The 11,636-nt window shown below is 49.3% G+C and carries 13 protein-coding genes; 5 read left to right on the top strand and 8 right to left on the bottom strand.

The genetic code is table 11. The annotated features are described in order from the left end of the window. The 7 genes from E4K71_RS09045 to E4K71_RS09015 form a co-directional block, all read right to left on the bottom strand. Complete coding sequence (locus E4K71_RS09045) at positions 1-633, bottom strand: response regulator transcription factor (protein WP_135078804.1); 633 nt, start codon at positions 631-633, stop codon at positions 1-3. Positions 634-811: 178 nt separating this feature from the next. Continuing rightward, positions 812-2,545, bottom strand: a complete 1,734-nt coding sequence (locus tag E4K71_RS09040) for a PQQ-dependent methanol/ethanol family dehydrogenase (protein WP_135078802.1) — start codon at positions 2,543-2,545, stop codon at positions 812-814. Between the two features lie 164 nt (positions 2,546-2,709). Further along, positions 2,710-3,651 (bottom strand): quinoprotein relay system zinc metallohydrolase 1, encoded by a 942-nt coding sequence (locus tag E4K71_RS09035; protein ID WP_135078800.1) that lies wholly within the window; start codon positions 3,649-3,651, stop codon positions 2,710-2,712. Continuing rightward, positions 3,648-4,415, bottom strand: a complete 768-nt coding sequence (locus E4K71_RS09030; RefSeq protein WP_135078798.1) for a quinoprotein dehydrogenase-associated SoxYZ-like carrier — start codon at positions 4,413-4,415, stop codon at positions 3,648-3,650. Before E4K71_RS09030 ends, E4K71_RS09035 begins: the two co-directional genes overlap by 4 nt. Before the next feature lie 11 nt (positions 4,416-4,426). Then, complete coding sequence (locus tag E4K71_RS09025) at positions 4,427-5,338, bottom strand: ABC transporter substrate-binding protein (protein ID WP_167730401.1); 912 nt, start codon at positions 5,336-5,338, stop codon at positions 4,427-4,429. Between the two features lie 40 nt (positions 5,339-5,378). After that, positions 5,379-5,687, bottom strand: coding sequence for a hypothetical protein (locus tag E4K71_RS09020; protein WP_135078794.1), 309 nt, complete (start codon positions 5,685-5,687; stop codon positions 5,379-5,381). Then, positions 5,687-6,130, bottom strand: coding sequence for a copper-binding protein (locus E4K71_RS09015; protein ID WP_135078792.1), 444 nt, complete (start codon positions 6,128-6,130; stop codon positions 5,687-5,689). Before E4K71_RS09015 ends, E4K71_RS09020 begins: the two co-directional genes overlap by 1 nt. A 149-nt stretch (positions 6,131-6,279) precedes the next feature. Here E4K71_RS09015 and E4K71_RS09010 point away from each other — a divergent pair, with 149 nt between their 5' ends. From E4K71_RS09010 to E4K71_RS08990, 5 genes are read left to right on the top strand one after another with little or no spacing between them, the layout of a single operon-like run. After that, the gene (locus tag E4K71_RS09010) at positions 6,280-7,458 is read left to right on the top strand and encodes an ABC transporter substrate-binding protein (RefSeq protein WP_135078790.1); all 1,179 of its coding nucleotides are present in this window, start codon (positions 6,280-6,282) and stop codon (positions 7,456-7,458) included. Then, on the top strand, positions 7,455-8,420 hold the full coding sequence (locus E4K71_RS09005; RefSeq protein ID WP_135078788.1) for a PQQ-dependent catabolism-associated beta-propeller protein: 966 nt from the start codon (positions 7,455-7,457) through the stop codon (positions 8,418-8,420). Before E4K71_RS09010 ends, E4K71_RS09005 begins: the two co-directional genes overlap by 4 nt. Then, a complete protein-coding gene (locus tag E4K71_RS09000) occupies positions 8,421-9,167 on the top strand; it encodes an ABC transporter ATP-binding protein (RefSeq protein WP_135078786.1) in 747 nt (248 codons plus the stop codon). After that, the gene (locus E4K71_RS08995; protein WP_135078784.1) at positions 9,164-9,961 is read left to right on the top strand and encodes an ABC transporter permease; all 798 of its coding nucleotides are present in this window, start codon (positions 9,164-9,166) and stop codon (positions 9,959-9,961) included. Before E4K71_RS09000 ends, E4K71_RS08995 begins: the two co-directional genes overlap by 4 nt. Next, entirely contained in the window at positions 9,958-10,494 is a 537-nt protein-coding gene (locus tag E4K71_RS08990; protein ID WP_135078782.1) for a rhodanese-like domain-containing protein, read from the top strand. The genes E4K71_RS08995 and E4K71_RS08990 overlap by 4 nt, the downstream gene beginning before the upstream one ends. Here the strand turns inward: E4K71_RS08990 and E4K71_RS08985 are convergent. Continuing rightward, complete coding sequence (locus E4K71_RS08985) at positions 10,491-11,600, bottom strand: class I SAM-dependent RNA methyltransferase (protein ID WP_135078780.1); 1,110 nt, start codon at positions 11,598-11,600, stop codon at positions 10,491-10,493. The genes E4K71_RS08990 and E4K71_RS08985 overlap by 4 nt on opposite strands. Positions 11,601-11,636: the final 36 nt, after the last annotated feature.

The following is an 11,636-nucleotide window of genomic DNA, read 5'->3' as shown; positions in this document are numbered from 1 at the left end:
CTAAAAGGTCAGGTTTTTGGCGACTAAAACAGCCTGTGTGCGGCTGTGAACGCCGAGTTTGCGTAAAATCTGGGAGATATGCGCTTTAACGGTGGATTCTTTGATATCCAGTTCATACGCGATGATCTTGTTTGGTTTGCCTTCTGTAAGCAGTTTGAGAACGCCGAGTTCTGCAGGTGTGAGCAGGGCCGCTTTTTCCCGTAACTCATCATCCAAGCGACGTTTTTCTTCAATAGCTTCGGCCAGTTCCGGTGGCACAAATGAATTACCAGATAAAACGGCCTGAATAGCCTCGCCAATACGTTCTTTTGACGATGATTTTGGAATAAAGCCTAACGCCCCACAGGTCAGGGCACGCTGGATCACATCCGGGCTTTCTTCAGCTGATACGATGACCACAGGCAGCATCGGGGCGTAATTACGCAGGCTGAGCAGGCCGGAAAAACCTTCTGCACCGGGCATGTTCAGATCCAGCAGGATCATATCCAGGTCGTCATCATTTTGTGCCACTTCTTGAGCAGAATCGAGATCGGATACTTCGACGATTTCCGCATCATCCCAGCGTCCGTCAATGACCTGTTTCAAGGCATCGCGAAACAGGGGATGGTCATCAGCGACAAGAAATTTATACATACGTTGTTCAGCCTTCCTGCAAGATATTTTTTCTTGGGTATTTAACACCAGTTGTATCGCAAGTCAGGTCATTTTACCAGAAATCACTGGGGTTGGTTAAAAAAAGAAAGAGGGTGATACCCGACTTTGGTACCACCCTCTTTCAAACAACGTAGTTAAAGCCTGTAGCTTTTACGTCTTACTTGACCAGTTTGAAGACCCAAACGCTACCACCTTGGTTCAGGTTTTTAATGCGTTTAGCTACGTCGCCACCCCAGAGCGGAACAGCACCGCCCCAACCTGAGACAACAGAGATATACTGTTCGCCATCTTGTTCCCAAGTGATCGGGGAACCCACGATGCCGGAACCCGTTTGGAATTTCCAAACTTCTTTACCTGTTTGTGCGTCAAACGCTTTCAGGTAGCCTTCCGGTGTGCCGGTAAAAACCAGCTCAGGCGTTGTCATGACACCACCCCAAAGCGGGGAGTTGTTGCGGTATTCCCACTTGATGTTACCTGTACGCGGGTCAATCGCTTTCAAAGAACCGATGTAATCTTCAAACAACGGTTTGATGGTGAAACCAGCACCGAGGTAAGCAGCACCTTTTTTGTAGGATACCGGCTCGTTCCAGATGTCCATGCCCCATTCGTTTGAGGGGACGTAGAACATTTCTGTTTTCGGGCTGTAAGCCATCGGCATCCAGTTTTTACCACCCAGGAAGGACGGGATAGAGAAGATGGACTTGCCTTTTTTACCATCTTTGGTGTCAGCCGGGTTACCCGGACGGCCATCAGATGCGTAGTTCGGGCGACCTGTCTTAAGGTCGATAGATTTTGCCCATGTGATGTCACGGATAAACGGTGTTGCATTTTGCAGTTTACCGTTTGTGCGGTCCAGAACGTAGAAGAAACCGTTACGGTCAGCGGTTGCTGCCAGTTTCTTGCCATCAAGGTTGTAAGACACAACTTCGTTCACACCGTCAAAGTCCCAACCGTCGTTCGGTGTTGTTTGATAGTGCCAGTTGATTTCGCCTGTATCAATGTCGATGGCCAGACGGGATGCTGTGTAAAGGTTGTCGCCAGGACGCAGGTGGGAGTTCCACGGCGCGGGGTTACCTGTACCGAAGAACAGCTGGCGTGTTTCAGGGTCGTACGTGCCGCCGAGCCAAGTTGCACCACCACCGTATTTCCACATGTCACCCGGCCAGGTCGCGTTTTTCGTACCTGTCATGGTGCTCTCTTTACCATTGAGCGTCCCCATGTGGCCTTCAACAGTCGGGCGTGACCAAACCAGTTTACCAGTCTTCGCATCGCGGGCTTCAACTTTACCGACGATACCGAATTCACCACCGGAAACGCCTGTCACAACCTTGCCTTCAACGATCAGCGGTGTGGCTGTCAAAGAATAGCCGGCTTTGTAATCGCCAACTTTCTTTTTCCACTTTACCTTACCTGTCTTGGCGTCCAGTGCGACGATTTTTGCATCCAGTGTGCCGAAGTAAACCATGTCTTCGTAAAGGGCCGCACCGCGGTTGATCACGTCACAGCATGGCATGATGCCATCGGGAAGACGCGCATCATACTGCCACAGTTCTTCACCTGTTTTGACGTCGATGGCGAACATGCGAGAGTAAGAACCCGTCACATACATCACACCATCAGCCACAAGCGGCTGCGCTTCCTGACCGCGTTGCTTTTCACCACCAAAAGAGAAGCTCCAGGCTGGAACCAGCTTGGAAATGGTTTTCTTGTTGATCTGGTTCAGCGGGCTGAAGCGTTGTGCTTGCAGGCCCATACCATCTGTAACAACCTGTTTGGTGTTTTTATGGTCGTTGAGAATTTCATCATTTGTGACGCCAGCCTTGGCGTCTGTTGCAAAAGCAGATACCGCAAGCATGCTTACAGCAGCTGTGGCCAATAATGCCCGTTTCATCCACATCTCCCTTTCATGGGGTTCTAAAAATCTTAAATAAAGTCAGTAGAGAAAATGCCTCTCCCATATTTTTCAGTATGGGAAAACGGGGGCTTTTTGAACAATTGGCAAAAAGTCGAATTTGGTTTTTTACGCGTTGATTTAAGTCAAAACCGTATTCGACTTTAGTCGAGTTCAGAAGGAAGCAGGGGCAGGGTTTCTTTCATAATGCCCGCCCACAGGTGCGAGACAGAACGTTGAAACTCATCGCGATGAAGGGCAAGCTGTTGAAAACGGTCCGGGATATCAAGGCGCATGGCTTCTGTCATTTCCAATCCGTTTTGTGCCGCGTTTTTTAAGACGGTTTCCAGCCATTGCAGATAATCCAATGTCTGACGCAGGGAGCGCCCATCCCGGTCAATAGGGCCATGACCGGGAACAACCGTCTTAAAAGGAATGTCCATTAAGATATCAAGGGAGGCATACCAATCGTGGAGATGGGCATGCGGCGTGGTGGCCGTGCGTTCATAAAAAGCCAGATCACCGGCAAAGAGTGTACCTGTTTGTTCATCCAAAATGGCCAAATCCCCAACCGTATGACCTTGCAGCGGGATAAAGCGTAAATTGCGCCCCGCCATGCTGGCTTTTGAGACATTGACCGTTTTATTGGGCAGTTTGATTTCTGTATCCATCATCCAGTCACCGACCATATGGAACATATTTTCCAACAGGCCATCGCCTTCGGTTTTCATGGCTTGAAGGGTTTCTGGCAAGGCGTAGATATCCGCCCCATCAAAGGCACTGTTACCGAAAAAATGATCCGGGTGATGATGGGTGAGAATCAGGTGGCGTACAGGTTTGGGCGTGATTTTGCCAATGGCGCGTTTCATTTCGTTGCCATAGCGAAGAGAGGGGCCGCTATCAATGACGATCACACTATCTGTGCCAATGATGAAGCCTGTATTGACAATGTTCCCCCCGTTCTCACGGCTGAAATATTGTTTTTCCCCCATGAAAAAATAAACATCTTTGGCGACCTCTATCGGGGTCAGGTTGTAGGTTAACTCCTTTGCTAGACCCGTTTGTGAATAGAGAAACAGTGCAATCAGTGCGCCGAGAAATTTCATTGTGTTGCCACCTTCACATCAAATTCATTGCCATTGTTATCGCGCCCGGTGATGCGCAGGTTGCCCGTTGTTTTTGGCAGCTCAAAAGTAAAGATCGGGTCTTCACTGATGGGTTCTTTCGGTTCAAATCGGGTCAGCAGGTTTTCTTCTGCATCATAGACATTGACCTCTTCTAAAATGAAGGTCGCCACATTGCCCGAGAGGCCCGTATCCATCGGGTGGCGAATACGCAGGCGCAGGCGGTTGTGATTATCATCTGTCGGCCAGACCTTGGCCTGAACTTCCAGTAAATGATCAGACCAGTCTGAGGATGCCATTTGCACACTGGGGGCCGCACAGCCCCCACCTTGGGCCCAGACAAATGTCCCGCTCATGGCCCAGCTGCCATCTGGCAGTTTGGCAACCGCGTGAATGACGCTGCCTTCATTAAGCTTCACCTGCGTGGCGAAATAGGCTTTGGCCGATTTTGGATAAAAACGTGCGGCAATGGGGAAGGGGTTGAGGTCGGTCAAAAGCACAATCTCTTCCACCCCTTTGATCCCACTGGCATCCACAGAGACGGGTACGGTGAAATTGCTTTCAGCATTTAAGGGCGCATAGATCTTTATGCGTTCATCCACACGGATATCAGCGGTTTTGCCAAAGGTTTCGGCTGCCAAATATTCCCACATGGGTGATTGCCAGGGGTCTTTGGGGATAGAGCCTGCATGGGCATGACTGAGGGCACAAAGGCTTATGATGGTGCTGGCAAGAAAGCGTTTCATCACACGATTCCTTAATTGTAAAAACTGTCTGGTGGCGGGGTGTAGCTCAATCCATGCTTTTCAAAGATTTCTTTGATCTTGCCGCTGCGCACCATCTCACCGATGATGTCGCCCACGGCGTACCCTAATTGGCGGTAGGTGTTTTTAATAGCGGCTCCAATCAGCCAGTTATCCTTGATCAGGCCCGGTGTGGGGACTTTGCCGATATCATATTTATCTTTATGGGAACCAATAGCGCCTTCTACAAGGCTGCGTGGTCCCATTAGCCCGTGAGTTTCCCCGGCAATCATGTGATCAGCCGCTTTATAGGTCGTGGTGTAATGGACTAAATTCTTGCGAATAGTGCCACCAAAGGCCCCGGACAGATACATATCAGCCAGTGAATCCAGCTCCACCCCGATTTTTTCATAACGGTACACGGCCAGTGTAGCATCCTTGCCGACCTTTTTGATATCACGAGCCAGTACCATGTCTTCGCGATAATAGGGGCCAAACAGCACCACAAGGTCGTTACGTTTGGCAAGCTGGCTGTCATAAGGCACATGCAGCATCACATCAGCTACAAGCCCTCCTAGATAATGGCCTTTCCAGACGGCATTGCGCAAATCATCATCGACGCTTTCATCGGCTGTTTGTTCAATTAGGTTGAGGCGTACATCAAGTTTTTGGGCGATATGTTTAGCGATATCCACATCCACGCCTTTCATCTTACCTTTTTCTTTATAGGAAAAGGGTGGGAAGTCGCGGTAAACGGCGATGATGATTTCGCCTTTATCCTGAATTTCATCAAAAGAAAGCGCAAGCCCAACGCGTGGACTTGCGCATACAAGTATTAACAGGGAGGCTATGAGTGTCAAAAAACTTGTGACGTCATAGATCGAACGGTTAGGGATTTTAGCTGCTCGATGATTTGAAGTTAGCACGTGCAAAAAACTTTTCATATTCGACTTTCGGACGAGTTATTCAATTTCTGGAAAGGCAGGCAATGGTGTATTTCCCACTCACCCGGATGGTGCGGTCCCATGGGGTGTAGATTTGGCAGAGTTCCCGTGCGTTCTTAAGCCACCAGATGTTAATATCTGCGCCATTTTCTTCGTTTTTGAAGTCAATGGTCTTGCTGCTGTTTGGCTCAACAGTTCCACTGCCCCCAATAGAGGCCACCTTGATCTTATGGGCTGAGTTATTGTGCACCACAATACTGCCTGCCTCAGATATGGAAGGGAGGCAGGCAAGTAAGGCTGCTGTGATGAGGGCCGTGAAACGTTTTGGCATTATTTCACATTGATTGTTGTGAATGTACCTTTTGCTTCAAGACCTTCAGCCTTGAGGATGTATTTACCCGGCTTGATCGGCACGAAGTAAATTTCAGCTTCGCCTTCATCTTCAAATTCCAGTTCATAAAGATGTGTGGCCTTAATTTCCATACCACCTGCTTCGACTTTGCGCAGCCAGATGAAGTTGAAGAAATCATCGCCTGTCATCGCATATTCTTTACGTCCGGAGCTGATGATTTTAAGCGCATAGGACTTGCCTGTTTCCAGGTTATATTCCTTTGTGCTGACCTGATAGCCCGCTTCATCTGTGCCCAGAACCAGATCGGGCAGTTCAACGGATTTACGTGCCAGATAACCTTTGGCATCAGCCATGGAAGTCAGGGCGACGGCACCCAGTGTGAAGGCGGCAGCAAAAGAAAGAAGGCGTTTTTTGACAAACATATCTGAGTCCTGTTTTCAAAGTTAGTTATTTCATTTTCACAAACTTTATCAAGATGGTTTGTATGGTTCCATTCGACAAAGGTAGAGTTGTAGGGTCTGTCATGCGTTGCTCTAATAGCTGAAATGAAAGTTGTAAATTTGAGGACCTAATGCGTTCTTTATTAAGTGGGGCTTTGGCCCTGTTTCTAACCATGGTAAGCAGTGCATGGGCACAGGATAAGTTAGATATCCGGATGGCTTATGTTTCGCAGGAAATGGAAATGCCGCCGGTTCTCTCCAATATTGAAGAACGCCCTGATGATCTGGGGTGGCAAGGGGTGAAGGTTGCCCTGAAAGATAACAACACGACAGGGCGCTTTTTAAAGCAGTCTTTCAGTGTGGAAGATGCCCGCCTGCGCGAAGATGAAGATGCGGTTGCTGCGGTAAAAGCGATGATCGACAAAGGTCATAAACTGCTGATCCTTGACCTGCCTGCCAAGGTTTTCAAGAAGGTTGTGGACGGGGTAAAAGAGACAGATGTTCTGTTCTTTAATGTGCAGGCACAGGCCAATGATTTACGCCAGAATGCTTGTGACAAACGCGTCCTGCATACCATTCCTTCCCGTGCCATGTTAACCGATGCCTTGACGCAATATCTGGTCAAGAAACGCTGGAATAAATGGTTTTTGATTGCCGGGCAGCGCGAAGGCGATCAGCTGTTTGCAGCCTCCTTGAAACGTTCTGCCAAAAAATTTGGTGCCAAGATTGTTGTCGATAAGAAATGGGATGGCGGACGTGATGCACGACGCACGGCCCAGGCCGAAGTCCCGCTTTTAACGCAAGGCAAAGACTATGATGTGTTGATGGTGGCTGATGAGTTGGGCGATTTTGGGGAATATATGATGTATCGCACCTTTGATCCGCGCCCGGTGGCTGGCACGCAAGGTTTATTTCCCACGGCCTGGTACTGGACGGTGGAACAATGGGGCGCAGCCCAGCTTCAAAAACGTTTTTATAAAAAAGCCAAACGCCGCATGATCGGGCGTGATTATGCGGCCTGGGCGGCGGTGCGCACGATTGGTGAGGCGGCAACGCGCACCAAATCAAACGATTATAAAACACTCAATGCCTATATCCGTGGATCGGAATTTGAACTGGCAGCCTTTAAGGGGCGTAAACTGTCTTATCGCAGCTGGAGTGGGCAATTGCGCCAACCTGTTGCGGTGACGGCTGCGCGTTCGCTGGTGGCACAACCGCCGCTGGAAGGCTTTATGCATCAATCAAATGAACTTGATACCCTTGGCTTTGATCAGCCGGAAACGACTTGTAAAATGGATTCATCACAATGAAGAAACTCTTTTTATCCGCTTTTAGTGCTACCTTGATGGCCTCTACCATGGCAACGGCGGCGACCATTTATGTCTCTAACGAAAAAGACGATACGGTTTCCATTTTGGATAGTAAAACCATGGAAGTGGTGCGCACAATCGAAGTTGGTCAACGCCCGCGCGGGATTATTTTAAGCAAGGATAATAAAAAGCTGTTCATCTGTACATCTGATGATGACACGGTGGAAGTTTATGATACGGCAACGGAAAAGAAAATTGGGGAATTGCCCTCAGGGGCGGACCCGGAATTGTTTGCACTGCATCCAGATAACCGCCGCCTTTATATCGCTAATGAAGATGATGCGCTGACAACCGTGGTGGATGTGGAAAGTTCTGAGGTTCTGGCCCAGATTGATGTGGGGGTGGAACCAGAAGGTATGGCCGTTAGCCATCATGGTAAATGGGCGATTACCACATCAGAAACCACCAATATGGTCCATTGGATTGATACAGCGAAAAATGAGCTGTTTGAAAATACACTGGTTGACCAACGCCCGCGTTATGCCGTGTTTGAACAGGATGACAGCCTGTTGTGGGCATCTTCTGAAATCGGTGGGACGGTCTCTGTGATTGAGACGGAAAATTTCACCATTAAGAAAAAGATTAAGTTTGCCATCAAGGGCATTCACCAAGACCGCGTGCAGCCTGTGGGCATGCGCCTGACATCTGATGGCAAATATGCCTTTATCGCGCTTGGCCCGGCAAACCATGTGGCTGTGGTCAACCGCAAGACTTTTGAGGTGGAAAAATATATCCTTGTAGGCCGTCGGGTCTGGCATATGGAATTCCTGCCCGGTGAAAAACAATTGCTGACCACCAATGGGGTTAGCGGGGATATCTCATTGGTGGATGTGGATACGCTCAAGGCGATTAAGTCTGTTAAAGTTGGGCGCTACCCTTGGGGTGTGGCGGTGAAGCCGTAAATGACACAAAAAAACGGGTCTGTATTTCAGGTAGAGGGGCTTTCCTATTCTTACGGGAATGGGAAGGCCGCTTTGCGTTCAATCAGTTTTGATTTGCAAAAGGGCAGGGTGACGGCATTACTCGGTCCCAATGGGGCGGGGAAATCCACCCTGTTTTCGATTGCAACAGCTCTGATTTCTGCGCAGGAAGGTCGCCTGTGTATTGATGGGGTGGATATCAGCAAGCAGACCCGTTCGGCATTGGCCAGGATTGGGGTGGTGTTCCAGCAAACCACGCTGGATTTGGACCTAACTGTTGTGCAAAACCTGAAATATGCAGCTTCTCTTCATGGTTTGGCGCGCAAAGAAACCAATGAGCGGATTGAAAAGGAACTCACTCGCCTTGATATGTTTGAACGTCGCCATGAAAAGGTCCGCCAGCTGAATGGGGGGCATAAACGCCGGGTGGAGATCGCACGTGCCTTGCTGCATAAACCGGAAATCCTACTCCTTGATGAAGCTACCGTCGGGCTGGATGTGCCTACACGCAAAAATATTGTGGAACATGTCCATCAGCTTTGTCGCGATGACAATATCGCCGTTTTATGGGCAACCCATTTGATTGATGAAATTGCAATGGGCGATGATGTGGTGATCCTGCATCAGGGGGAGATTAAAACCACAAATTCAGTTGAACAGCTTTGTGGTGAATATGGCTCTGTGGAAGCTGCCTTTGTGAATTTTACGCAAGACAAGGGGGCCTTATGAACCAATATTGGGTCTGTTTTTCAGGGGTGGTGACACGCGAGTTATTGCGTTTTTTACAACAGCGTGAGCGGTTTTTTGCCGCCCTTGTACGCCCTTTGATGTGGCTGTTTGTGTTTGCCGCAGGGTTTCGTGCTGCGCTTGGGGTTTCGATCATCCCGCCTTATGAAACCTATATCACCTATGAGGTTTATATTATCCCCGGCCTGTTGGGGATGATCCAGTTGTTTAATGGCATGCAAAGCTCCCTTTCCATGGTGTATGACCGGGAAATGGGGAGTATGCGGGTGCTGATGACATCCCCCATGCCGCGCTGGTTTTTGTTATCAAGCAAACTGATCGCCGGGGCACTGGTTTCCATCTTGCAAGTCTATGTCTTTCTGGCAATTGCGTTTTCTTTTGGAATTGAATTGCCGCTGGATGGGTATGTGCGCATTTTCCCGGTGTTGATTGTAACCGGTGTCATGTTGGGGGCCTTGGGGATGGTGCTGTCTTCCTGGGTCAAGCAGCTGGAGAATTTCGCCGGGATTATGAATTTTGTCATTTTCCCCATGTTCTTTCTGTCTTCTGCCCTGTATCCGTTATGGAAAATTGCAGAATCCAGTGAGTTTCTGGTGCAAATCTGTCACGTCAATCCTTTTACCTATGCGGTGGAGATGATCCGCTTTGCCCTTTATGGTAAATTTAACCCTGAGGCATTGGGTATTACTTGTGCTGCGACCCTATTGTTTATTGTCATTGCCATTATTGGCTATGACCCGGCGAAGGGGTTGATGCAGAAAGGGGGCAAAAAATGAAAAGGCTGGTTCTCGTTTTTACTTTGATGGTTTCTGCCTGTGTTGCCACAGTGCCCTTGCCTGATGGGTTTCGCATGAACCGTTATAAGGCCCCTGTGCCTGATCGTGTGCCGGGGGGGCAAGTGCTGAGTGTGGAACAGGCACAGGCTATGCACGAAAAGGGGCAGGCTGTTTTCATTGATGTTATCAGTGCAAATGGTTTTTTAACCGATGGGATTGATGGGGACTGGTTGACGATTCGCCCACGTAGAAGCATTCCCAACAGTCAATGGTTGCCGGATGTGGGCCGTGGGGCCTTAACGCCAAAACAGAAGGCTTATTTTAAACAGGGGCTAGAGACTTTTAGCAAAGGTGATCAACAGCAACCCTTGGTCTTTTTTTGCTTAAAGGACTGCTGGATGTCGTGGAATGCGGTCAAACGGGCAAGCTTACTGGGATATGGGAAAGTATATTGGTTTCCAGCAGGCACAGAGGGCTGGGCTGAAAACGGCTATAAACTTGTCCCTATACGGCCACATCCTCATAAGTCCTAAAGCTCAGCCTGATAGAGCGTGACACGTATCCCGCCATGGGAAAAGGCGGTTTTGGTGTTGTTAAATTTCAGTCCGGTTGCTTTGGCCAGTTTATCTGAATTGGTGACAATCCCGACACGCCAGCCAGAGAACCCATCTTTTAACTTATTGCCTAAGGATTGATAGAGCGGGAAAAGCTTCTTGACCTCGCCAATACGTACGCCATAAGGGGGATTGATGACGATGAGCCCTTTTGGCCCGTCGGGGGCTTTGAGTTGGCTGATGGTTTGACGGGTAAAGGTGCAGCTTTCCGTGATGCCTGCACGTTTTGCATTGGCTTGGCTGCGTTGAATGGCCCCGCCATCGCGATCAAACCCGTAAAAATGTACAGATGGTTGTAGAGAGGTTTGTTTGTCTTTGATCTCATGCCAGCGGGCCGGATCAAAGGTGACAAGCTGTTCAAAGGCAAAGCTACGACTGCGCCCCGGCGCCAGTTGGCTTGCCATTTCAGCGGCTTCCATCACAAAGGTGCCGGACCCGCACATGGGATCAATGACGGGCTCACTTCCATCAAAGCCACATTGGCGCAGGATCAGGGAAGCCAATGTTTCGCGCATGGGGGCTTTGTTCAGGGCCTCTTTATGACCGCGTTTATGCAGGCCCTCACCGGAGGTATCAATGCTGATGGTGCAGAGGTCTTCAAGGATGCGCACTTTGATGCAAATCTCAGCTTCCGCAGAAACAGGCGCGCCGAGTTCTTCTGTGATGGCGCGCTCTATGCGTTGGGCTGCGGCTTTTTGATGATAGATCTTGGATTTTTTACAGCTAACTTCAATGCGCACAGGCACATCCGGGCGCAGGAAATCGGACCAGTTAAATTTACGCGCCCGTTTATCCAGCTGTGCCAGATGCATGGCGCGAAACGAACCGATACGGGCCAAAACCTTGCTGGCACCGCGCAAGACAAGATTGGCACGCCACACATCATGCCAGCGTCCTTCAATTGTAATGCCGCCTTTGCTGCGCTTTGGACTGCGAAATCCGTGTGCACGGGTTTCATTGAGCAAGGCATCTTCCAGACCGGGGACGGCAACCAGAAAAATTTCTATATTAAGTTCTTTGTTCATGCAGGCATATGTATCGCGTTCTTGGGGAAGGGTCGA

Origin of the sequence: Terasakiella sp. SH-1, from assembly GCF_004564135.1 — a bacterium.
Lineage (GTDB): Bacteria > Pseudomonadota > Alphaproteobacteria > Rhodospirillales > Terasakiellaceae > Terasakiella.
Note: the sequence above shows the minus strand (reverse complement) of the source record. Positions and strands in the feature narration are given on the sequence as shown.

Coding starts and splice junctions, on each gene's coding strand:
- E4K71_RS09045 (WP_135078804.1), bottom strand. CDS start 633: ATGTATAAATTTCTTGTCGCTGATGACCATCCCCTGTTTCGCGATGCC.
- E4K71_RS09040 (WP_135078802.1), bottom strand. CDS start 2,545: ATGAAACGGGCATTATTGGCCACAGCTGCTGTAAGCATGCTTGCGGTA.
- E4K71_RS09035 (WP_135078800.1), bottom strand. CDS start 3,651: ATGAAATTTCTCGGCGCACTGATTGCACTGTTTCTCTATTCACAAACG.
- E4K71_RS09030 (WP_135078798.1), bottom strand. CDS start 4,415: ATGAAACGCTTTCTTGCCAGCACCATCATAAGCCTTTGTGCCCTCAGT.
- E4K71_RS09020 (WP_135078794.1), bottom strand. CDS start 5,687: ATGCCAAAACGTTTCACGGCCCTCATCACAGCAGCCTTACTTGCCTGC.
- E4K71_RS09015 (WP_135078792.1), bottom strand. CDS start 6,130: ATGTTTGTCAAAAAACGCCTTCTTTCTTTTGCTGCCGCCTTCACACTG.
- E4K71_RS09010 (WP_135078790.1), top strand. CDS start 6,280: ATGCGTTCTTTATTAAGTGGGGCTTTGGCCCTGTTTCTAACCATGGTA.
- E4K71_RS09005 (WP_135078788.1), top strand. CDS start 7,455: ATGAAGAAACTCTTTTTATCCGCTTTTAGTGCTACCTTGATGGCCTCT.
- E4K71_RS09000 (WP_135078786.1), top strand. CDS start 8,421: ATGACACAAAAAAACGGGTCTGTATTTCAGGTAGAGGGGCTTTCCTAT.
- E4K71_RS08995 (WP_135078784.1), top strand. CDS start 9,164: ATGAACCAATATTGGGTCTGTTTTTCAGGGGTGGTGACACGCGAGTTA.
- E4K71_RS08990 (WP_135078782.1), top strand. CDS start 9,958: ATGAAAAGGCTGGTTCTCGTTTTTACTTTGATGGTTTCTGCCTGTGTT.
- E4K71_RS08985 (WP_135078780.1), bottom strand. CDS start 11,600: ATGAACAAAGAACTTAATATAGAAATTTTTCTGGTTGCCGTCCCCGGT.